Genomic DNA, 23,395 nt, shown 5'->3' on the forward strand with positions numbered 1-23,395 from the left:
TGACCTTAATTCTGATAATCCTCGAATTCCCAAGAGAGATTGCGAGCGATTTTCTTCGCCACGACGCCCCATTCATCGCCCGTACATCCCGCAATGTAGTCACGGACACACGTCTCGATGGCTGCTCGATCGTACCCTCGAACAATCAGCATATGACGCCCCCACTGTGGCTCCCATACGTTTTGACGGAGCCATTCGGGTGTGCATACTAGGACGCGATAATCATCCACGCCAACCGAATCGTCTGGACCTACCCTCACTTCAATCCATAAGCTGAAATTCTCTGCGTTGTCTGGAACATAGCTATCCAGTTCTATAGTCGGACTATCCACCCACATTGATTTCACAATTGCTTTCATGGCGTTACATTTAAGTGACCGTTACTAATTATCGTTCCGCTCGGCGTTTGCCTTACAAAATTTGCTTGAATACCCGTTGTTGCATATTGGGAAGATTTCGGTTGCGGTGGTCTATAGATCATAGTTCCGTCTGCACTAATCAAACAACCAGGGCAGGCAGCTTGATTCGAGACGAGCGTGGCGCCTTCGCCCACCCAACTCTGCCCCAAAGCATTCGCCTCAGCAACTGTTCCCGTTCCGATAGAGAAGTTGAGATTTGTCGTGCCGCTACCGCTAACCGCAGCGGCCAATCTTGGGTCCAGTGCCGCTATATTGGCCAAATTCTCATTCTGGAGTTGCCCTTTCAAACCCTGGAGGGTTGCTGAGTTCGCTGCACCTTCCGATGTCACAGCCGCCGTGTTTGCGGCTGGCCCTTGACCCGTCGAGGCGCTACCTGAGCCACCTCCACTATTTCCGCTCGACAGAGTCGCATTACTCGGTGTGGCAGGTGATCCCGGGGCCACCGTCGGCGGCGTCATGACGCAACCCTCGGGCGTACAGATCTCCGTACCTGCCGTCGTGACAGGGGAGGCACCTGTATTCGGGGGATTGCCGTTGCTGCCACCCGATAGCTGGTTACTTGGATCGGACGGTGGCGTCTGGCCACCGAAGTTCGCCTGAATCTTCGACAGCAGTCCCTGCAACGTTGAAGAAGCAGTCGAGCCAATAACTTGCGTTGCTGGATTACCTGGCAACCACGGCATCAACGAATAGGCGATGGCGAGCGTTGCGTTGCCCAGTCCCCCATTCTGCGCAGCGTAGGCGGTATGCGAGGCACTTCCAGCGTCATTATTCAACGCCTCGTTCTGTGCTGCCGTCGCACCGCCCGATACATTCTGCCCTGCAAGACCGGCGAGGCCACCACCGAGTAACGTCGCAAACCCGGCCAGTGCTGCTTGCTGACCTGTTGTTAACGGCGCACCGCTTGGGTCCATCGTCTGGATCAAATCAGACGAGAACGCCGCGCTCGCTGCCCCACCAATGGCACCACCCGCACATCCAGTCCCTTCCGCTGCACTTGCTGCACACCCCAATGCCGCGTGTGCAGCAAGGTATTCCGCCTCGTTGAGATCCGGCTGCGCATTGCCGATCGCATATGCGCCGACCGCCGCGACATCGGAGACCGCATCGTTTTTCAGGGCATTAAGGAAGCTGCCGCCTTCGATTGCACTCTGTACCCCAGCTTGGATCGTTGCGTCAGCACCAAGTGCGAGTGCTTCACCCGGCAAATTGGATGCGATCGACTGCCCAGCCTGAGGAACTATGCTACTGCCGAGATTCTGCACACCCGCGAAACTAGCCAATGAAGGATCTGCTGCGGTCGTTGCGCCCGTCGTGAAGCCAACGCCATTGGTCCCATTGAACGTAATGCCGTCGGTCAAACCAGCCGTCAGCGCGGAAACCAGCCCCGACTCGCCCACCTGTTCCCAGTTGACCGAACCTGTGCCGATCACCTGGCTCGTCATGCTACCCACCATCCCCGCAATAGCCGTGGACAACACAACATTCGCCAGACCCGCGCTTGCACCGGCTGTGGCCGCCATCAACGTGCCGCCGGCTTCCGCCGCAGCGGTTGCCATCGCTCCCGAACCTTCTGCGGCAGCGCCAATTGCCGCATCGGACGCAGCCTCTGTGGCCCCGCCCACAGTCCCGATAGCCGCGCTGGCCGCCCCGAAGGTCACAATGCTCGCAACAACTGCCGCAACCAGCGCAAACACTTGCATTGCCCCGAACCCACCCTCGGCCGTGAAGCTCGTATTGAGTGAGTTGCTTTCCGCTGTCTGCGTGAAATTGCCACCAAGTTGCTGCTGCAACTGCGCGAGCAACTGTTGTGTACCCGCCGCGCTCACCGTGCCGTCGCTATTGATCTCCTGCAACGCCCCACCGATCTGATTGAGCGTCTGCACGTTCAGGCTCATGTTCGCCGCGCTCATGAACCCGCCAGGCTGCACTGCCGTACCGGTGGTGTCCTCGTACCCGGTGTTATCGATGTATTGCCAGATCTGGCCGACGTTAACCTGATTCGCCTGATTGGTGAGCGTATCCGTATTGACCGTGAGCGTTCCGGACGCGGTGATGCTGCCCGTGTTCAGAATGCTGCCGTCGCCACCCTGATTGAAATCGAGCGTGACGTTCTGCCCCTGTATATTTCCACCAGCCGACAACGCCGTGGAATTCGCGGGCAGATACACCTGCGGCATCAGTGCCGTGACGGTCGGACAGAGCGACATGTTGGCCGCCTGGCAATCCGGATCGGGTACCGTCTGCTCGACATACCAGAGCATCGGAGCCGTAAGTGCATTGATCTGGGTCTGGGTCAGCGCCGTACCCAGCTGAATGTTGTTCTGCTCCGCATAGGCCACCGCGTTCCCGTACAACGCCGCGGTTTGCTGGTTTGTCGCCGACATCCCGTTCGCGCTCGCGGCAGGAACCGTATTCACGAAGCTCGACTCACCCGTTTGCTGCAACGCCGCCTGCTGCAGCACGAGTGCCTGCTCTTGCGGGTTGTAGTAGAACAACGTTGAACTCGGCTGCAGGCTCGCTGGCAACGCATCGAGCAACTGCTGCGGGCCGATCAGCGAGTTCTGCGAATCCAGTGTCTGCTCCAGATACGACGCCTGCCCGGCCACGGGCGTCGGCAACTGTCCGGTGCCGATCGAACCCGGAACCGAGATGTTCAGCCCCGGCATGTTCAGCGGACTGAGCGAGATGACCTGCGACGGCGCACTGACCAGCGGCGTATAGGTGTTGGCCGTCGTGATGCCATTGATGAGATGCTGTCCGGTCAGCGACACCGACGTGCCGAGCACGTTCCCCACATTCTGGATCTCGCCGCCCGAGCTGATCGACAGATTCGGTGCTTCGATGGTCGCCGCGACGTTGCCGACCGGTGTAGGCGGGTCGATCGTGCCGCCGACGCTCGTATAGGCGGTGCCATAGAGCGCCGTACATTCTGCAACCGAACCGCAGGCCCATGTGTTGTGCCGGATGTCGGAGCTGAAGTCCCCCGTTTCCTGCACCCACTCGGAATGCCAGTAGGCATTAAGCGTCTGCGCCTCGTTCACCACCGGACCCGCAACATTGATCGTCGCGCTTGTGCCCGCCGAAATCAGGCTTCCGATATTGGTAAGGCTACCTGCGTTGATCTGCAGGTTATTACCCGCACTGATGACTGACGAACTACCGGACTGCTGGTCGACGTACGCTCCGCAGTAGCTTTCCTTGTAGCCGCCGGCGGTCATGCAGCCGCTATATTGCTGAACGCTGCCAAAGTTCTGGTAAACCGGCACCGACGGCGGCAGGTTGTTCGTAATCGCGCCCGAGACGTTGAGGTTGATGTCGTTGCCGGCGACAATATTGCCCGACGTATTGTTCAGACTCTGGGCCGGCGTCGTCGACGTGGCTGTCGTACCCACACCGCCAATCACGATGTCGTGTCCGGCCAGCAGGTTGCCGTAGGTGTTGTTGATCTGTCCTGCAGCAATGACCAGGTCGTTGCCGGCGTAGATGGTCGCGTCGCTCTGGCTATAGCTGAATGTCGTGGTGGTCGGGCCGCCACCCGTATGGCCGTTGTATGTGCCGCAGTCGGCATCAGGTACGCCGGAGGCGCAGCCAACCTGCGTCGAAAAGTTTTGTGAATTCCCGCCCTGGTTCTGAAGCGACTGCGCCCCAATGACCACGTTGTTGCCGGCATAGAGCAGGCCGGCGTTAACGAGATTTCCACCATCTATCGTGAGGTTAGTGCCGGCCGCCACCATACCGGTGGGCATGGAGGTCGTTGTCGTGCCCGAAAGCGTCTGCGCAAGTCCTGCGTTGAGGCTGAACGTTGTCCATGGAACGTAGTTGGCGTATTGGCCTCCATCGTACGAACCCTGAACCGAGACAACCCCGATGGATTGCAGTTGCGAAAGGAAAGCGGAGAGCTCTGCCTCGTTCACGCTCAGCGTGGCTGGGTTGGTAATGTTCGAGGCGACTGATCCATTGCTCAACGACTGCACATTCAGCGACACATTGCCTTGCGCAGCAATCTGGCCGCCCTGATTTGAGAGCGAGCCCGCTGTCAGCGAAATCGATCCGCCAGCAGAGATGACACCCGAAGTACCCGGCGTCTCACTCACTGTCGTCTGCTCGACTTCCGGTAGCGTAAAAGTACGCGAAGCCAAAGCATGCGGATCGGGCGCAGTACCGACAAACCAGAGATCCTGCATCACCGCACCGCCATCGTCGTCCGTTCCCACCTGTACGCTGTATTCGTTAAAGGTGACGCTCCCCGAACCGGCAACCGGTTGAGACGTCGTAAAAGCACAAAAACCACTGTTTGTGCAATTCCCACCCGTGGGCTTCTGGTTCGTTGCCAAACCCGTCGGCGCCAAAAGGTCCCCCAACGTTAAATCAAAAGTCGAGACAATCGCGACGCCGTCACCGCCGACGCCCCCTCTTCCCTCCTCAGTATTGGTTTCGGTCCCGATATTGATGGTCCACAGAAAAGCTGAGTCGACGATCGAGGTCGTCGTAGTCGTCGCGCCGCTCGGCGCCGCCTGATCATTCACCACCGACGCCGCGTTGATACTGATGTTGTTCCCGGCAACGATCGACCCGCCCGTGTTCAGCAACGTTCCACTCAGGTTGAACGCAATATTGCCCTGCGATTGCGTCGCCGCGCCCTGGTTGTCGTAAGTCCCGCCCGTCACCGTCAACGCATTGCCCGCCTGCACGGTCCCGCGATTGGTCACGTTGCCGTTGATCGTAAGCGCGTCACTCGCGCCCAGTACCGCGTTCGCGACGTTATAAAGCGTCCCGTTGAACGTCACGTCGCTGCCGGATACCTGTCCGTAGTTCGTGAAGGTGCCGCCCGTCGACATCGTCAGCGGTGTCGTGCCGGTGATAGTCCCGGAGTTCGTGATGCCGTTGAGCCCGTCGAGCGTGACGCCAGCTCCACCGTAATTCCACGTCCCGCCCACACTGATCGAACCCGCCGTAATGGATAACTGTCCACCCTGGCTGATGGTCCCCTGCGAAGGATCGAGCGCCATGTTGACTGCGGAGAGGCCAAGATTGTCCTGCGCCAGCAGTTGCCCGCCGGCGTTATTGAGCGATCCGTTACCCCCATTGATCGTCAGCGACAGATTGCCGGTCGTCGGGCCATTGTTGACGTTCGGATCACCCGCAAAGATCAGGCCGTTCTGATTGTTCAGCGAACCGGTATTGATGTTCAGCGCGTTCAGACCCATCAATGCGCCGCCGACGTTCGTCAGCGCACCCGCGACGGTGATATTCGTGGTGGTGCCGTTCACGATCCCCGCGTTGCTGAAGTTCGTTGCGTCAATGGTGGTCGTGGCGGTCGAAGCCAGCGACCCGGTCGCTGTATTCGTCAGAGCCGGTGCCGACACGAGCAAGTCACCCCCCGAGAGCACGTTACTGGCATTCGTCAGTCCGTTCTGCGAAATCAGCGAGGCGGCGCCGACGACATCGACATTGCCCGCCACCAGCGACAACTGGTTCGACGCCTGCGCAGTCAGATTCCCGCCAACGATGGCGGTGCCCACCGTCACATTTGTCCCGGTCAACTGCATGTTCTGCGAGGACACAAGCGACGCCTGACTCGCATCCAGCGTCCCCTGCGCAGACACCGTCACATTTTTAGATCCTTCCTGCGTCCCACTCAAGGTGACGTTACCGCCCGACAACGCAAACTCACCCGCCACCGTGCTCGTACCGGACAACGTCAGCGTCTGCCCGGCGCTCATCGTCGTGTCGCCGTTGGACGACACCCCGGCGACATTCACATTGCCGTTGGTCCCCTTGACGTTCACGGTCCCCATCGACGAAATGCCACCCGAAACGGTCGCATTCTTCGCCGCCTGGATCTGCACGTTGCCACCCGACTCCAACGCACCGTTGAACGCAACGCTGCCGCCCGTCGAGGTCGCTGTCACATTGCCGACGACCGTGGTCGCTCCAAGCGACATGTCGCCACCCGAGGTTGCAGTCAGTTGACCTGCACCCTGGATGCCGCCGAGCGTCACCCCCGCCCCCGCAGTGATGGCGATATCCTTGCCGAACGTCAGCGAGCCGCCACCGAGAATCGATCCGCCTGCATTGATCGTGGCCAAGCCGAGGCCGTAGAAATCGCCGGTGAGCGTGCTCGTTCCGGTCGACGTCAATGTTGTGTCGCCGTTGACCAGTGCGCCGCCCAACAATCCAAGCGTGCCGCCCGCGCTCGCGGTCAGATTGCCCACGGTCGTAATCGCACCGGCAACGCCCAGGTTCCCGGTCGTCGCGGTCAACGCTGTGTCGGAATTGGCGTTCAGGCTGCTGCCCAACGTCAGGTTCCGGCCTGCCGTTAGCGTCACTGCATCGCCGCTGGTGACACTCCCGCTCACCGTTGCGTCACGCGCTGCCAACAGGCTTGTCGCAGCACCCGACGTCAGCGCACCCTGTACGCTCACATCGCCTGTGCCATCCAGTCCTTTCGCCTGCAGCCCAACCGCCCCGTTACTATCTTCACTCCTCGATAATGGAGGATTTGGCCAGCCAGGCCCGGCATGATTCCCGCCCCCAGTCGCAGTCATGATCCGGGGGGTGTTGTCACCGGGCCTGGTGGGTGGCTGGTGATCGCTAATAGGGGCTCGGCCAGGATATCTTGAGGCCGTCCGTAACGTGGATGCCGAGACTTGCCACCGATGTTGCAGGCCAAACCGTTCAACCTGCAAAGCCTTCGATGCAAGAAAACCAACAACATAGCTCTGTCGATGTATTCGTCGGCGTCGATGTCGGCAAAGGCCATCATCACGCCGTCGCCCTCGATCGGACCGGAAAGCGCCTTTACAACAAGGCGCTGCCCAACGATGAGGCCAAGCTGCGCGCCCTCATCACCGAACTCAAGACGCACGGCCAACTCCTGTTCGTCGTCGATCAGCCCGCCACCATCGGCGCGTTGCCCGTGGCAGTCGCCCGTGATGAAGGTGTTCTGGTCGCATATCTACCGGGTCTGGCTATGCGCCGCATCGCTGACCTGCACGCTGGTGAAGCCAAGACCGATGCCCGCGATGCCGCCATCATTGCTGAAGCCGCTCGCTCAATGCCGCATACGCTGCGGTCACTTCGACTGGCTGACGAACCACTCGCCGAACTCACCATGCTGTGCGGCTTCGACGACGATCTCGCCGCACAGATCACGCAGACCAGCAACCGCATTCGCGGCCTGCTTACCCAGATTCATCCCGCGCTGGAACGGGTTCTGGGGCCGCGCCTCGACCACCCGGCCGTGCTCGATCTGCTTGAGCGGTACCCGTCGCCCGCCGAGCTTGCCGCGACCAGCGAGAAAACACTCGCCAACCGCCTCACCAAACTTGCACCTCGCATGGGCAAAAGCCTTGCTACCGAAATCGTTCAGGCGCTCAGCGAACAGGCTGTGATCGTACCCGGTACGCAGGCAGCAACCATCGTCATGCCGCGTCTGGCCCAACAACTCGCGTCTTTGCGCAAACAACGCGACGAGGTTGCCAGCGAAGTTGAACGCCTAGTGCACGCACACCCTCTTTGGCCGGTCCTGACCAGCATGCCGGGAGTCGGCGTCAGGACCGCCGCCAGACTCCTCACTGAAGTCGCTCACAAAGCCTTTGCTTCAGCCGCCCATCTTGCCGCCTATGCCGGCCTCGCCCCGGTCACACGACGCTCGGGTTCGTCCATCCGGGGCGAACATCCATCCAGGCGGGGCAACAAGGTGCTCAAGAGAGCGCTCTTCCTCTCTGCCTTTGCCGCGTTGCGGGACCCGGTCTCAAGGGACTACTACGCTCGCAAGGTCCAGCAGGGCAAGCGCCACAATCAGGCGCTCATTGCTCTTGCCAGACGACGCTGCGACGTGCTGTTCGCGATGCTCCGCGACGGCGCCTTCTATCAACCGAAATCCGCCCCTAACGCTTGACGAACCACATAGGGGCACCCCCGCCTGCACCGAACCCATCGAGAGGCTGTCGGTCGCCGTCGCGGCAAGATTGCCATTGGTCGCGACACTGCCGCTAACGTTAATGCTGCCGTCTGCATTGATGGTCGCCTGCTGACCGAAGGCGACCGAACCAGCGGTCAATGTGCCGCCGGAGGTTAGCGTTCCCGTGTTCTGCGCGGCGATTCCACCCGTCAGTGTCATGTCGCCGCCCGACGCGAGCGTCGCATTGCCTCCCGCTTCGGTTTGCCCGGAGGCGCTCAGGGCCTGCCCCGCGCTTTCGTTCAGATTGCCCTGCGTCGTCACGTTGCCGGCGCTGAGATTGCCGCTCGTCGCGGTGATCGTCAGATCGCCCGCCGAGTTCACATCGGCAGTCGCGGCATTGCGTGCCGCGGTAATACTCGCCGTGCCACCGCTGTTGATTGCTCCCGCGACGCTGACATCGCGTGCCGCCTGCAGCGTCGTCGTGCCGATTGCAGTGACCGCGCCGCCGAATGTCACGTCGCCCTGGCCTGCGTTGCCGTTAGCGGTCACGTCCAGATTGCCGGTCGTAGCCTGCGCACTGCCAAGGCCAGCGTTGTTACCGCCAGTCACCGAGATGCCCGAGCCTTGCAGCGCTCCGGTCAGCGCAACGTTGTTCGCTGCGCTCAAGGTCGCGGCTTGCGCAAACGCGGCAGAACCGCCGCCCGTGATGTCCTGTCCCGCTGTCAGCGAGCCCGCGGCTTGACCCGCGACCGTACCAGTCAATTCAACGTCAGTGCCAGCTTGAACCGTCAGGCTGTTCGTCACCGCGATCTGGCCGCCAAGCTGCGTATCGAGCCCTGACGTCACGTTCAACGCGCCGGTCGTCGTCGCGGTTCCCGTGAGTGCAGCGCTGCCATTGGTCGCCGTCACGTCCAGGTCGCCGACTGCCTGCACCGTGCCGCTCACCGTCGCGTTGCGCTGTGCGGCGAGCGTCACTGTCGTGCCGCCACCCAACGCCCCGCTGATCAGAACATCGCGCGCCGCATTGAGCGTGACCAGGCCCGGTGCCGTCGCCGTGCCAGTGATGGCCGCATCGCCATTGCCCGCGTTGCCGTTCGCCGTGAGTGTCAGCGTCGTGGACGACGTAACGTTGTTCAGCGCTGCGTTGTCGCCGCCGGTCGCCTGCACGGAATTGGCCTGCAGCGATCCGGTCAGCGCGATATCCCCTTGGGCGCCAAGGACTGCTGCATTGGTGAACGCCTGGGTACCCGGTCCGGTGACGTCTTGCCCGGCGCTAATGTAGCCGTTCCCCTGACCCACCAGCGTACCGTTCAGGATTGCGTTGCGTCCGGCATTGAGCGTCACGTCACCCACCGCGCTGGTGCTGGCGCCGAGCGACAGATCCAGTCCGGTCGTAATGGTCAGCTCAGCGCCGCTATTGATGCCTCCTGTCGCATTCAGACTGCCTTGCTGCGCATTCAGCACAGCATCGCCATTCGACTCGATCGCGCCCGCAACGTTGATGTCGTTCAGTGCCGTCACGCCGACCGTGGTACCGGCCGCCAGCTTGCCGGCACTCGCTACGGTCACGTCGCCGTTTGCCGTTGCCGTGATCGCACTAGCCGCGGCCGCCGCGCCGTTGACCGTCAGACTGCCGCTGCCACCTGTCCCGGCAGACAGAGCGAGCGTCGACGTCGACTCGATGTTATTGACGGCCACGTTCCCGACAGCCGAGACCTGCACGTTCTGGCCTTGAATCAGGCCGCCTTGCGAAATCGCACCAGCCGCATTCAACACGGCCGATTGAGCAAACGCAAGCGACCCGGCTCCGCCAATGTTCCGGCCAGCCGTGACGAATCCGTTACCCTGACCACTCAGCGAACCGGTGACGTTTACGTCGCGCGCGCTCTGCAACGTCGTATCCAGCGCTACCGTGGTCGTGCCGCCGAGATTGATGTCCGTACCTGCCAGAACGTTCAGCGCGCCATTGCTGTTCACGGAACCGGTCACGCCAACGCTGCCGTACAACGCCGTCAGGTTGGTATCGCTGGACGACTGCAGCGTACCGCTGACATTGACGTCTTGCCCCGCCGTGAGCGCCACGGTAGAACCACCAGCCAGCGTGCCCGTCAGGTTGACATCGTTGCTGGCGGTCAGCGCGATCGTGGAGCCGGCCTGTACGTCGGCAAACGTGCCGGAGCCACCTGCGCCCGTCTGGATCGTGGCGCCGCGCAACGATCCGGTCAGATCCGTATCGCGGCCCGAGGTCAGGGTCGCGGCGTTGCCGAAGGCGAGCGCACCGACGCCACCGATGGTGCCGCCGGCGTTGAGCGTGCCGTTGCCCTGACTCACTATCGAGCCGTTCATCGTGATGTTCTGCCCGGCAGTCAGCGTAAGATTACCGAGGGCGGTCGTGCTGTTGCTACCCAGGTCGATCGACTGGGCAGCGTTGATGTTGAGATCCGTACCGGACTCGATGGTGCCGCTACTGGTCAGCGACCCCGCGGTATTCGCGAGGTTCATGTTGCCGTTCGACACGATCGTGCCGGCGTTCGTCGTATTGCCTGCGGCGGTGACGCTCATCGTCGCCGAGGTGCCAAGCGTGCCGGTCGCCGCAACGCTGACTGAACCGCCCGCATTCAGAGTGCTACCGGTCTGCGACGTCACGGAGCCATTCACCGTGATAGCGCCACCGTTGCCATTGGTGCCGCCGCTACCGTTCGCCGTGACCGCCAGTGCGGAATTCGCCTGCACGTTGCCTAACGTCGCGGAATTGCCGGCATTAAGCGTGACGTTGTTGCCCTGCAATGCCCCAGGCACGTTGACGTTATTCCCCGCCGTGACCGTGACATCCTTCGTGAAACCATTGGTGCCACCAAGGTTCACGTCCTGCCCGGCCGTGATCGTTCCGTTGCCCTGGCCGGCAAACGTGCCGCCGGTCGTTACGTCACTGCCGGCTGTGAGCGTCGTATCGCCGGTTACGCTCGTCGCACCTGTCAGCGAGACGTTTTGCGCCGCCTGCGCGACGAGCGTACCTGCGCTGTTGACCGTGCCGGTCGAATTCACGCTGCCTGTGTTCGCCGTGAGCAAGGCATTGCCCACGGACTGTACCGTCCCGGCTGCCGCCACCGTCACGTTGCCCTGGCCAGTCAATGCAACCTGGGCACCGCCCGCCAGCGTCCCGTTCACCACCACATCGCCTGCGGCCTGCGCGGTTGTCACGCCCACGGCTGCCGCATTGCCGTTGAACGTGACGTCGCCATTGCCCGACGCGCCATTCGCGGTGACCGTGAACGCGCCACCCGCCTGCACGCCGTTCAGCGTGACGCTGTTGGCGGCGCTCACCTGCAAGCCGTTAGCGAGCAGTTTGCCGGTGACGTTGACATCCTGACCGCTCGTCAACGTGCCATTCTGTCCGAACGCCATCGAACCGCTACCGGTAATATCGCCCTGGGCGGTGACCGTGCCGTTGTTCTGCACGATCAGCACCCCCGGAACATCGAGGCTGCCGCTGCCGATGGTCGCGTTCGTGCCCACGAGCAACGAACCTGTTACGCTGAATGCACCAGGCGTGCTGGCGGTCAACGTCATGCCGCTGGCGAGCGAGCCCGTCACCGAGGCGCCCTGCCCCGCCGTAAGCGTGACCGCATTCTGCCCAGTGGCCTGCCCGGCGATCGTGGTGGTCTGTCCCGAGTTAAGCGCCAGATTCCCGGCGCTGTTCACGTTGGCACTGGTCGTGAGGTTGCCGTTCGTCGCGCTCAGCGCCAGATCGCCGGAGGTCTGTACCGCCGCGTTGACGTTGACGTTGCGCTGGGCCGTTGCCTGCAGCGTCCCGCTGCTGGTCTGGCCGTTGATGTTGGTGTCCTGCGCGGCCACGAGGGTCGTGGCGCCCGTGATGACAGACGTGCCATTCAAGGTGATGTCGCCGGTCCCGTCCTTACCCTGCGCCGTCACCGACAGTGCGCCCCCGCTCTGCGTATCGCCCGTGGTAGCGTTTGCACCCGCGACGAGTGTCGTGTCGCCGTTCGATTGCGTGTTCGCAACATTGATATTGCCCCCCGCATTGATCGAGAGCGTGTTGCCGGACTGGATCGAACCGGTGGATGTCACGTCGCCGTTTGCACTGATCGCGTAGCCACCGACGCCGATGTGCGTGCCGGTCAGCGAAACATTGCCGCTCGATGTCACGCTCGCCTGCTGCTGCGCCGCGCTACCCGCCATCGTGACGTCGCCATTCACCGATAACGACAGGTCACCCGCATTCGCCGCGAGTTGCGCATCGGTGCGCACGCCCATGCCGGCGGCCGTGCCGATCACCTGGATCTGGCCAGCCGTCATTGCCCCATAGGCGGTGGCGTCGATAGCGAGGCCGTTGTTGGCATTTCCATTCGCCGCGTTAATTGCAGCAGCCGTATTGGCCGATCCGTTTGCCGCGGTCGTGTAAGTGGTGCCCGTCGCGTCCACGGCGGACGGCGATACAAACTGGTCGCCCGCTATCGCATTGATACGCGTCCCGGCATACAGCGGTGCATTGACGCCAATAGTTTCGGCAATCAGATCAATCGTGCCGACCGTACCTTCGATGCCCGAGCCAGGTCCGTTGACTCCGGCATTACCCTCGATCTGGATGTGTCCACCCGTGACGTTGTAACCAATCGCCTGCGCACTGTCAAAACTGGTGGGCGTGCCGCCGACCCCGGTCAGAAACTGCGGCGTGCCCGTGGAAAGCGTGACGCCGATCGTATTGGTAAAACCGGTGCCCTGTGTGGCAATCCCGTTCGGATTGACGATGATGACGGTCGCGGGTGCGCCGAATACTTCCAGTGGTCCATTCAGCAGGCTGGCGTAGGCCGTCCCGGTCGACGTCACCTGGTTGACGATCACGCTCGCCGTGCGGCCGCTCAGGTTCGGGTTGGCCTGCACATTGCCGCCTGTGAGCGACGTGCCCGACATCAGACTGTTGTTGAGGATCAGGCCAACCGGGTCAATGTTAAAGCTCTGATATTGATTGAGCGAGATGCCGGCCGCGTTCGGTGCCGTGATGTTGACAACCGGAACCCCGCCACCGGCTCCGGTGGATTGCGTGATTTTGGGCTGAAACGAGATCGGCGCGGTGGGGTCGACCATCGGCGTCGCCTGCGCTTCCTGCATGGCGAAGCGCACGCGCACCGCAGCCAGATCGATGATCCGCTGCCACGCCTCGTCGTCGAGGCGCCGGTTACCCGCAGCGAGCACGTCAGCCGCATCGCGACTCTGCTCGAAGGTCACCGAAAGCGGTCCCGCGAAGAGCGTCACCGCGACCAGCGCGGACACCGCACGCTGCCACCAGCAATAGCTGCGCGACGGCATGCTGGCGAACCAGCGCAGTCGTGACGACTGAGCGGTCCGGTCAGGCATGTCGCCCCGCACCAGGCGGCTTTGTTCGAGTTGTCGTAAGGCGGTACGCGTGGACGCTTTCATGATGAAGCTCTCGTTTTCTTCTACGTTTTCTTTTGTTCGTCACCACCGCGCCGAAGGTCAGCCGGCGCGACGGTCGCAGCAAGGTCACCCCGACCCGCTGCTCGCCCCATGTAGCAACGTAACTACTGCTGGATATGCGCGTTGCGGATCAGACCCACGACAACCTGGGCAGTCGCCTTTTGCATGGCAGCCTGTTCGAGCTGCCTGCGCAACACGTCCTTCGTCTGGTCGAACGGCGGGATCTGCGTTGGCCGCTTCTGATCGACACGCAGAATCCAGAACGCGTCGCCGACCTGCACCGGTTCGCTCGACACCGCACCCTGTGGCAATTTCACCAGCGCTTCGGCGAGCGGCTGCGGCCAGTTCTGCGTGTTGCCTGCCTGGATCGGCGTCTTGAACGAGATCCAGTTCTGCGCGCCACCTTGCGCCGCAGCAGGCCCCTGGCTGTACTGCTTCGCGAGTTGCGCGAAGTCCACACCCTTTTTCAACTGATCGAGAATCGTCTGGGCCGTCGCCGCATCTTTCACCGCGATCACGCTCGGCTTGTATTCGCTGTCGCCAAGAGTCGCAATGACCTTGTCGTATTGCGCTTTCACATCGGCGTCCGTCACGGGAGCGGGCTTGATCTGGTCGCGCAGATAGGCCTGGACGATCGCAGCATTCTTTGCCTGATCAATGGCAGCCTGAACTTCGGGTTTCGTAGCGTAGTGGTCTTTTTCGGCTGCCTGACGGAACAGCTCACGCGCAATGAGCTGCTCCTTGATGTTGGCTCGTAACGCCGGCGTATCCGGCGCGTTCGTCGTATGGACGATCTGGTCAACCTGATCCTGCGTGATCGAAATGTTGTTCACACGCGCAACAACGCCGGCGGGCAACGGTGTCGATCCCGCCGCTGCGGTCGCCAGGCTGCCGCCGGGCGTCTTCGACGGCGCATTGTCCGCGTGCGCGAGCGGCGTAAATGCCGCACACAAGGCGACCACCACCGCCCCTGCGGCAAAAATACGATTCGGTACAGCGCGCCGGATGGCGGGCGCGATTGTCTGCATGTTGGATTCCGTTTTCATGGCATCTCCGTTATTCGGCCCAGTTGAATGTTGCGAGCAGCACGGTCGCCCGGCTTCCGAGTGCTGCCGGTTGAATGAGCGCGTGGCCCACGAGGACCTCGCTTGTGATGTTCTGCGTCCTGAAGCGCCACGCCGCGCGCACGCCGACACCCGTGCCGACGAGCGTGGGCCACCCGCCCTGCGCGACGAGGTGAGCCTTGCCGCCATCGAGGAAGACGTACGGCTGGAGGTGAGCGTCATGCCACGCGGGCACGTTCTGCCAGACCGCTTCGTTGCGCAGATAGAAACCGCTGTCGCCGCTGACACCGCCTTCCCTGAAGCCGCGGACCGTATCCATGCCACCGAGGAAGATCTGGTTCGTGTTGAACAGGGAAACCGGGCTGAACTGGGCACGCAAGGTTCCAGAATATTGCCAGGCCGTGCTGCCAATATGGCCGATCGCACGTTGCAGTGTCCCGGTTGCATCGAGCATGGTGAACTGGCTATGCGCATTGGTGCTGTCGATATCCGGCGCATCGTGGCTTGCGGCAAGCCACGGCAAACCTTCCGAGACGCCGACGTCCCAGGTCGCCGCTGCGGCCTGATCCCCGGCCACGAACCGGCGCAGGCCGTTGACACCGGCACGCAGCACGGTCAGGTTCTGCGGCGTCAGTTCGATCCCGTTGACGCTGCGCTGGGTGCTCATCTTCGTCAACGTCACGTCGAGGCTCATGCGTCCCGCGTTCGAACGCGTGAGCACGTCGTTCCAGCCGAGGATCTGGCTGAAGGTGCGCCCATCCAGCAAGGCCGTGTCGCCAATGGCTTGCTGATACTCCGAAAGCGACGTCGTATAACTGACCGTTTGATACCCGATCGGAACCGCAGTGGAAAACACCAGTGCGTTGCTGTTCTCGCTGCCGACATAGTTCAACGACAGCGACTCCTGCAGACCGATGAGGTTGTCGGCCTCCACGCCAGCGCGATAGCGCAGGGTGCCGGTCTGCGGACTGCCGTAGTTGTCGACGCCGGCATCGTAGTAGAAGCGGTCGCCATAGTGGTTGGTGATCGCCACAACCGAATCACCGGGCGCCTCACCGGGCAGGATCTGGATTTCCGCCTGATTGCGGCGCAACCGGTTGATCTGGTCTACGCCCTGTTCCAGATCGGGCAGGCGCAGCACATCGCCCCGGCTGTCACCAAAAGCCCAGGCTGTACCGGCGTCCGTCGCGAGCCCACCACCATGCGTGTCGAACAGCCCTGCCTTTGGATCGCCCGGGCGCAACGGCTTGCCGTTCAGTGTAAGCGCAGCGACGTGCCCCGCCACCACCCTGATTTCGAGCTTGCCCGACGACAGGTTCTGCGCCCCGAGATAGGCACGCGTGGTGATATAGCCGTGCGCAATAAATGCTTCCGTGACACGCCTGAGCAGCAGGTTGATACGGTTGCGGCCCAGTTGCCTGCCGAGAAACGGCTGCTTGATGGCGTCCATCTGGCGCTTGCTCAACACGCTATCGCCGGTGAACTCAATGTCTGTGATGCGAAACATGGGTTCGACGTCGGGCAGCGACTCGACATCGGCGCCAGCCGGCAGGTTGGGAATCGCGGACTGCTGCGGCACGGCAATCTGCGCAGGCGTCTGCTGGACTTCATCGCTGCGTTGCTGGTTACGCTGATCCTGAAGCAGTCTTTGTCCCGGGTCCTGGAGTGGGCGCGGTGCCGAGAGGGCCGGCGGCAACCCCGGCGCCGACTGGGCACGCGCGTGGGTAGTCGCGAGGCCAGCGAGCGCACCGACACCGCAAGCCATCATGCGCGACAGACGGCGCCTCACAGGCCGAACCATGAGATGAGCCCGATACTGTTGTGCGTGCCAATGGTCACTGGCGCCCGATACGGCGCGCTACGCGTCACGATTCCACCCGTCGCGCTCACTCCGCCAGGTCCACTAAAGGCACCACCTTCGATATCCCCTTCTCCGATAATCTGCACCTGACCTGAGCCAGCATCGAACAGGCCGCCCATATCCGATGCATAGATAGCCGACCATTCACTGCCAAACCAGGCCTTCAGATCGTGGTTCTCATCGATGGCTGTGTAGCCGAGTACGCCCTGCGCAACGACGTGTGGCGCGTTCAGTGTCAGTGCGCCCTCGGCCAGAACGGTGCCGCCCGTGTTGAGAATCTGCGTGCCAGCCTTCAGGGAAATGCTCGTACCGGCCTCGATATCGCCGCCGTATAGCTGCACGTCGCTTGACGCCGACGAATGACAGAAGATGAAGCAGGACTCGTGAAACTGCGCCTGACCGGTGAACACACCCTGATCGAGCAGCGAGTTACGCGCGGTGATGCTGATTGCGCCGTCGTTCGAGAGGATCGAGCCGCCAACGTTGTTGATGTTGTTGCCGGTGATAGTCACGTTGCCGGCGTCCGCCGTGATATATGACAGCGCAGTGGGATCGGATAGTTCGCCATAGTTCACCGAAATGCCGCTGCTGTGGTGCTCAAGAAACAGAAACGACCAGCCATCGCTCGAATAGCTGGATGCAACACCGTTGTCGACGCCGCTCGTGTGGTCGATGATGTTGTCGACGTCCCCCCCGGCGGCGATCGTCACGTTCTCGTTCGACAGGATTCGCGCATTCTGGTTGACGATGTTGCCGCCGGCGCTCACCACAACGTCGCCCTTGACGCCAAACAGGATGCCCAGAGGGGTGCCGGGCAACGACTGGTTCAGGATGTTGCCGCTTGCATCGAGCGTGACCGCGCCGAGCGATTGCGCATCGCCGCTGGTCGCTGCCTGCCCCTGGATCAGCGAGCCGAGATTGGTGATGTCTGCCGTGCTGTCGAGCACCACGCCCGCGGTTGCAGAGGCGAGCGTGGACCCGGTCTGCGCGCTGTCGGGGGTCAGCGTAATACCGTTTGCGGACAGCGTGGCGCCGCCGTTGGTGAGTATGCTGCTGCCCGTCAGCGTGATGGCCCCGGAAGCATCAAGCGTTGCTGTTCCGCTGGTGACCCTGGTATCGGTGAGCGAGATGCCGTCCTGCACCTGAAAGTTGATATTCCCGTTGGCCGTCACCGTGGTGTTCGATATCTGGACGCTGCCGTTGGAACTCAACGTGAAATCGCCGAGCGATGCGTCAAGCGGACCGGCGCTGCGTACGCCCGGCCCCTTGTCGGTCACGATGATTTCAACCCGCCCGCTCGTCACGCTGCCCGCAGCGGTGATGTCGAGTGCGAAGGAATTCGCGGTGGCCAGCGGTTGGCCTGTTTGCAAGGTTAGCCAGTCGTTGGCATTGTCCGAGGGCGACAGACCTGTGTTCAGCGTGACGGCGCTGGTGCCGGCGACGGCACGCGTGATCGCCGTCGCCGAAGTGAAGGTATTCGCCACTGGACCGTTGATCTGGATGGTCTTCGCGATCAGATCCAGGTCTACCAGCGCGCTGGACAACCCCTGCGGCCCAATGACGATCGCGCCGCCGGTCGTATTCAGGACGACGTTGCGCTGGAAAATGCCCGGAGCGATCTGCAGATCGTCAAAACTGACCTGTCCCGTCGTCAAGGCGACGTGACCCGTGTTGACGAAAGACCCACCGTTCACGGTTATGCCATTTGGATTGGCGAGTATGACGTTGGCCCGTGAACCCGTTACAGAGATTTGCCCTTCGATTAAACTCGGATTAGAGCTGGTTACCTGGTTGACAATGGTTCGGGCATTAATGCCGACATTATTCAGTGTGGCGCCGGCGACGCCAACATTGAAAGAACTGTAGGTATTCTGCGAAACGCCTGAAACGGCTGGCGCTATATTAACGGTTTGCCCACCGTTTGCAGCTGACACAACTGTAGTCGCAGTTCCTCCGTCCGCAACAATGCCTGCTGCGTGCGTAACACATGGCAAGAATGCAATCAGACAGGTGCAAAGGTGAATAGCGCGCAGGCCCCCGTGGCTTGCGCGCCGTTGCTGGTACCGGCGTTTCATACCGAACCCCGCGGCTTTCGCGCTCGCGGGCTCTCTCGTAGCATTGGTCTTATGCGAGCCAGCAGAATCCGGTCGGATCAGGCCTCGCTTTCATATTACGAATGTCGGCAGATGAAAAGAAATCTTTAGTAAGTTTCTGAAAATTTCCTGTTTTGTAAACATGCGATGAAACAGTCATGTTCTCAAAACGCCATATCTCGCCTTGAATTGCGACATACGGTGGGGGATTGAGCGTTGTTTCATGCGGAATCCTTATTAGAGCAACGCGCGAATCTCCAAAACGCATATCGACACAAACTCGCGGTGCCCATGCCAACGCGCCGGACGTGCGCCCGGTTCAGATCAGTAACAGATTTTTGCAGGCTGCCTGCGCCCAGTCCTGCGGGGACAATGTGGCAGAATGGCGGCCAGACGCGCCAGGGAAGGTGAGTCGGGCACCTGTGCGGGCGATCGCCAGCCCTCGCTGAAGCTTCGCATGCGCCAGACTCTCAATCAGAAATCAATCACTTCATGGCCGGTTCGCCTGATTCACGAAAAACACAGCGCCACTCGCGGAAAAAGCCACTCACCAGGGAAATGCTGTTGCCGATTCCTGCTGTTAACGCCCGGGCGGCTTCCCTTGAACGTCACCTTGCGCTGGTGAAGATGCGCAGTGGTCACGGGAATGCTGATGTAATGAGTTGCCTGTTGAAGACAGTCTACATGACCTATTTTCTTCACGAAGCGCAGTACGGTCGTTCAGCATTTGAACCGTTTCGCGATGCCGAGCGAGTGCTCACCCAGAGCGTGAGGAGCGCAGAACTTAAAGATGGCTGGTCACTACCGGATAACGACTGTGCAATCATCGAAACGATCCTGACATTGCACGACCGACAACTGGATTCTGTTCCCGCACACCTGCTGGCCACCGCGCAGGAGCGCCTTAACCGCTTCATCAGCAGTGACCGGATTTCGCCGATCCCGCCGGATATAGCTGTTGACGCCGCTACACCGTAATCGAATCTCCCGGAGCGAGGTTTCATGGACTATCGCGTCAGCTACGAGCACAGCCTGGTAAGCGCCCCTGAAGACTTTATCGTGCAGGTCCCATCTCAGCTCGTTGGGGACGTACCCGCGAACATTCCACGTGCACTACTTCCCGAGTTCATCGGCGAGCTGATTTTGAGTCGATCACCGCAGATCGGAAGAATCCGGCGCCTGCGAATCCTTTAGTAAACCTGACTGACTCTACGGAGAAAGCTGCCCGGACCTTCTTGTCGTGATACGCCAACGGGTAAAGCAAGCATCAAGAATTTTTCGGACCTATGTCACCGCCTTGAGCAATAGCCACGGCTACTGCCTCATCAGCGCAACTCCTTGCGCTGATGTACCCGATCCAAGGAGTTCCGTTGATGCTTCCCATCTCGCCGCTTGAATATCTCGTCGCATTTGCCATTGCGTTTCTGGCTGGCGCATTGTGGTCCACCTGTTTCTGCAGATACGCCAGCAGGATTCGCAGGGAGGCTCCCACAGACTCTTTTAAGGCAACAACCGCGTCATACAGGCCGTTGAACGATACTTCCGCTGAAAGCGTAACCTCCTCTTACGCTAAAGCCGATTTAAACACTGGTGCGGACTTCGAAAACGCCGCCAATATAGACGCCGTCGTCGGCGGACTGAGTTCGTCCGGCATCGCGCGCGTCTCTGGAGCGGGTGTCGTGGGAAGTGGTTCGCCTTTGAGTGGCTCCGTTTCTGACGGATTCCGTGTTCCTTCAGAACACAGCTCGAGCGAACAAACAGCCGTTGAGGGGACTTCCGCTAGGCTCGCCGAGGACAGTCCGGCGGTCAGTGACGAGCTGGGATTCAGAGACTATGCTGTTGCGATTGCCCGGTTTCTGACGCATTCGGATTCCCGACCTCCTCTGACCATTAGTATTCAAGCTCCATGGGGTGGTGGAAAGACCACGCTTATGTTGCTAATTGAGCAAGCGCTTGACCCATATAAGCGTCGGCTGAAGGAAGCTGTCAAATCGACTGAGACAACAGGCACTGGAGCACTATCAGGGCGGTCCGAGAACAAAGAGTCTCGTTCCGGTGCCCCTTGGTGGTCTAAGTTATCTGAATTTTTCGCACAATTCCGTGCCCCCGCTTCAGATTGGCTTTCGGTCGGTGACGTCGAACATGAACTCAGCGGAAGACGCCGAGCTAGTGATGAAGGTCCTCTGCCAAAAATCCCTCCGGCAGCAAACGGCTCCGAAAAACTTGCGACGTCTAGGTATCGGGTGACCGTCTGGTTTAACGCATGGAAATATGAAAGCACAAACCAAGTATGGGCTGGACTTGTCGACGCTATCCTTCAACAGGTCCCTGAACGATTGTCTGCGAAAGAGCGAGAGCTCTTCTGGCTTCGGCTAAACGTTAGCAGAATTGGTGTTGACCAAGTACGGCAGAGACTTCATGAGCACCTGCTAGATTTAACGCTGCGAAGCGCAACGGGAACGCTTAGAGCGCTACTTGTTGCTGCTCTAACTTGCGCCGCTATATTTGGTCTAAATCACCATGGCTTTTTACTATCGACAGGAGGGGCGGCATTCCGTTGGACATTCTCCTTAACGGGGGGTGGCACGTTTGCAATTTTTAAAGCGATATTTGCGAAGCTAGATTTCAAATCGGAACCCGCAAGAGATGTTGTAAAAAACCTTGTGGACGTTCCAAAATACGAACAGGAGCTTGGTTTTGTTCACCAAGTCGAGCGAGATTTGCGTCGTGTCTTTGACAGTCTGCCTGGTAAAGAAAGCTTAGTTATTTTTATCGATGACCTCGACCGATGTTCGCCTTCGAAGGTTGCGGCTGTCCTCGAAGCAGTCAACCTTTTCTTGGCCGGTTCCTTTCCGAGATGCAGTTTCGTCGTCGGAATGGACTCAGAGATGGTCGCAGCGGCGCTTCAGGCCGCCCACAAAGACTTGACGGCAAACCTGCCAGGGGATGCGCGAACGCCAGTAGGATGGCGATTCATGGACAAGTTTGTGCAATTACCTTTCGTGATACCTCCGCTAGCCAAAGAGGACTACGAAAGATTGATGTCGAGCTTGCTTGGAGGTCACAGCGACGTACCTAGGTCCAATCTTCGAGTCAAAGAAGACATCAAACCGCACACCGCCGGTGATAGCTTGATTTACGGAACGGCGGACGACCGGGGGGAAGGCGGGACCGACTCAGACGTTTTCAAAAGCCTGGTTCTGGAAGTCTCACGGCTCCTTGACAACAATCCTCGCGAGCTCAAGCGCTTTATAAATCTCTTCCGTTTCAACTATTTTCTCCGTTCTTCTCGAGAGAAGCGAAAACTGCCGGTTCCCGCTCCAGTCGCGCTGGCGAGATGGTCCGCGCTGTGCGTCCGGTGGCCGGAACACGTGCGCTGGCTTTATCGCGCCAGCAATCGGAACATTGCGCCGGACAAATTGAAAGGAGTTTTCGGGGGAAAGGAAGATATCGCGTTGTGGAAGCAGACGCCTAGTCCCATTCTGATATTAGAAAAAATAGCTCAAACCTGCATGGAAGCTGAAAAAGACAGTGCCAAGTTTGGGATTGAAGAATGGCAGGACACTATTTCTGACGTTTATCAACTGGATAAGGAAAGTGTGTTATGGCTTTCAGACAGAGCTCTCTTGGATTTCTATATGCAGCCGTTTGTCCTAGAGGATAGCCAGCAACAGTTGTTGGGCCGATTTGTGAACACAGGATTCTGGTGAAGTTCTGCAGAGACAAGGCCCGGCTAGTGCCTGCCGAGACCTTACGCACCTACCCCGACGGGCGGCTCACGCGCGGATGCGGTATTGTGACGGTGCGACAGCGGCCCAGCACGGCGAAAGGCGTGATTTTCGTAACGCTTGAGGACGAGAGTGGCAACGTAAATGTGATTGTTTGGCGAGGCCTGCTCGAAAAGCAGCGCAAGGAAGCCCTAAGCGCACTTTAGGTCGAATTGAACCGCTGTTGTTCTATGGTCTCGGTTGCCAGTGCTGGCGCCAACCTCGTCAATAGCGGCGTCCCGATACACTCCGTTTCCGGTTTGCCATCGGGTCACCCTCGCTTTCGCAACCCAAGTCTTGCAGAACTTTGTCTGCCTTCCAATATTCTTTTTGCTCCGCCTCGACGACGCGAATCAGCGACACTCGTCGTTCATCGACGCTTTCCGGAGACAGAAAACCGGAATCAAGTTCCAGAAACTTAAGTGTTCTCTGCAACTCTGAGATGCGGGTCCGTGTCGCTTGTACCTTCCGCTGCGCTTTTGCACGCGCTCGGGCACTTGCAAGCTCGGCTCGCAATACGAGCGCGGATGCAATGATGTTTCCGCCTGCGGCCGTGATAACAACGTTAACCAACTGACCGACAAGTTGCAGACCTCCCTGCTCAGCACTGAACAAATGTGACGCTTCGAAGTTGGCGATGGAGAGTCCATACCATATGCCAGTTCCGCACAAAAAGAATCCAACCAGCGCCATTCGACCGGGCGACCTTCCCATTTTGTCGTTGAAGAACGACCACACTGCTGAGCTCACTATAACGAGTTGAATCCAGAATATGCTAAGCATGGTTCACGAGTATCATCTAGTTGGCTTTGAAGACGCAACGGT

General features: G+C 60.3%; 9 protein-coding genes and 3 pseudogenes. 5 read left to right on the forward strand and 7 right to left on the reverse strand.

The features are described from left to right. Positions 1-5: 5 nt before the first annotated feature. Positions 6-359 carry an immunity 8 family protein gene (locus BXE_RS44830; RefSeq protein ID WP_011493050.1) on the reverse strand — a complete coding sequence of 118 codons (354 nt, stop codon included), beginning with the start codon at positions 357-359 and terminating at the stop codon, positions 6-8. Beyond that, positions 356-6,964: pseudogene (locus tag BXE_RS36020) on the reverse strand (beta strand repeat-containing protein); the annotation flags it as partial. The gene BXE_RS44830 and the pseudogene BXE_RS36020, both read right to left, overlap by 4 nt. A gap of 155 nt (positions 6,965-7,119) precedes the next feature. Here BXE_RS36020 and BXE_RS44835 point away from each other — a divergent pair. After that, positions 7,120-8,325: an IS110 family transposase gene (locus tag BXE_RS44835; protein ID WP_038456767.1), complete on the forward strand. Its 1,206-nt coding sequence runs from the start codon at positions 7,120-7,122 to the stop codon at positions 8,323-8,325. Between the two features lie 18 nt (positions 8,326-8,343). Here BXE_RS44835 and BXE_RS48315 read toward each other — a convergent pair. From BXE_RS48315 to BXE_RS36050, 4 genes and pseudogenes are all read right to left on the reverse strand, one after another. After that, positions 8,344-13,767 (reverse strand): annotated as a pseudogene (locus tag BXE_RS48315) (beta strand repeat-containing protein); the annotation flags it as partial. A gap of 122 nt (positions 13,768-13,889) precedes the next feature. After that, positions 13,890-14,831, reverse strand: a complete 942-nt coding sequence (locus BXE_RS36040; protein ID WP_011493053.1) for a peptidyl-prolyl cis-trans isomerase — start codon at positions 14,829-14,831, stop codon at positions 13,890-13,892. Between the two features lie 10 nt (positions 14,832-14,841). Next, entirely contained in the window at positions 14,842-16,617 is a 1,776-nt protein-coding gene (locus BXE_RS36045) for a ShlB/FhaC/HecB family hemolysin secretion/activation protein (RefSeq protein WP_040124276.1), read from the reverse strand. A gap of 17 nt (positions 16,618-16,634) precedes the next feature. Beyond that, complete coding sequence (locus BXE_RS36050) at positions 16,635-18,785, reverse strand: filamentous hemagglutinin N-terminal domain-containing protein (protein WP_011493055.1); 2,151 nt, start codon at positions 18,783-18,785, stop codon at positions 16,635-16,637. Positions 18,786-19,295: 510 nt separating this feature from the next. Between BXE_RS36050 and BXE_RS36055 the strand changes: the two genes are divergently transcribed. The 4 genes and pseudogenes from BXE_RS36055 to BXE_RS47485 all read left to right on the forward strand — a co-directional run. Continuing rightward, positions 19,296-19,781 (forward strand): hypothetical protein, encoded by a 486-nt coding sequence (locus tag BXE_RS36055; protein WP_011493057.1) that lies wholly within the window; start codon positions 19,296-19,298, stop codon positions 19,779-19,781. 24 nt (positions 19,782-19,805) lie between these two features. Then, complete coding sequence (locus BXE_RS47480; RefSeq protein WP_040124273.1) at positions 19,806-19,997, forward strand: hypothetical protein; 192 nt, start codon at positions 19,806-19,808, stop codon at positions 19,995-19,997. A gap of 179 nt (positions 19,998-20,176) precedes the next feature. After that, entirely contained in the window at positions 20,177-22,513 is a 2,337-nt protein-coding gene (locus BXE_RS44840; RefSeq protein ID WP_158340986.1) for a KAP family P-loop NTPase fold protein, read from the forward strand. A gap of 20 nt (positions 22,514-22,533) precedes the next feature. Beyond that, positions 22,534-22,731, forward strand: a pseudogene (locus tag BXE_RS47485) (OB-fold nucleic acid binding domain-containing protein); the annotation flags it as partial. A 64-nt stretch (positions 22,732-22,795) separates the two neighbouring features. On the opposite strand, the gene BXE_RS36075 reads toward BXE_RS47485, so the two are convergent. Then, positions 22,796-23,308, reverse strand: a complete 513-nt coding sequence (locus BXE_RS36075; RefSeq protein ID WP_148223043.1) for a hypothetical protein — start codon at positions 23,306-23,308, stop codon at positions 22,796-22,798. Positions 23,309-23,395: the final 87 nt, after the last annotated feature.

This window comes from Paraburkholderia xenovorans LB400 (genome assembly GCF_000013645.1).
GTDB classification, from domain to species: domain Bacteria; phylum Pseudomonadota; class Gammaproteobacteria; order Burkholderiales; family Burkholderiaceae; genus Paraburkholderia; species Paraburkholderia xenovorans.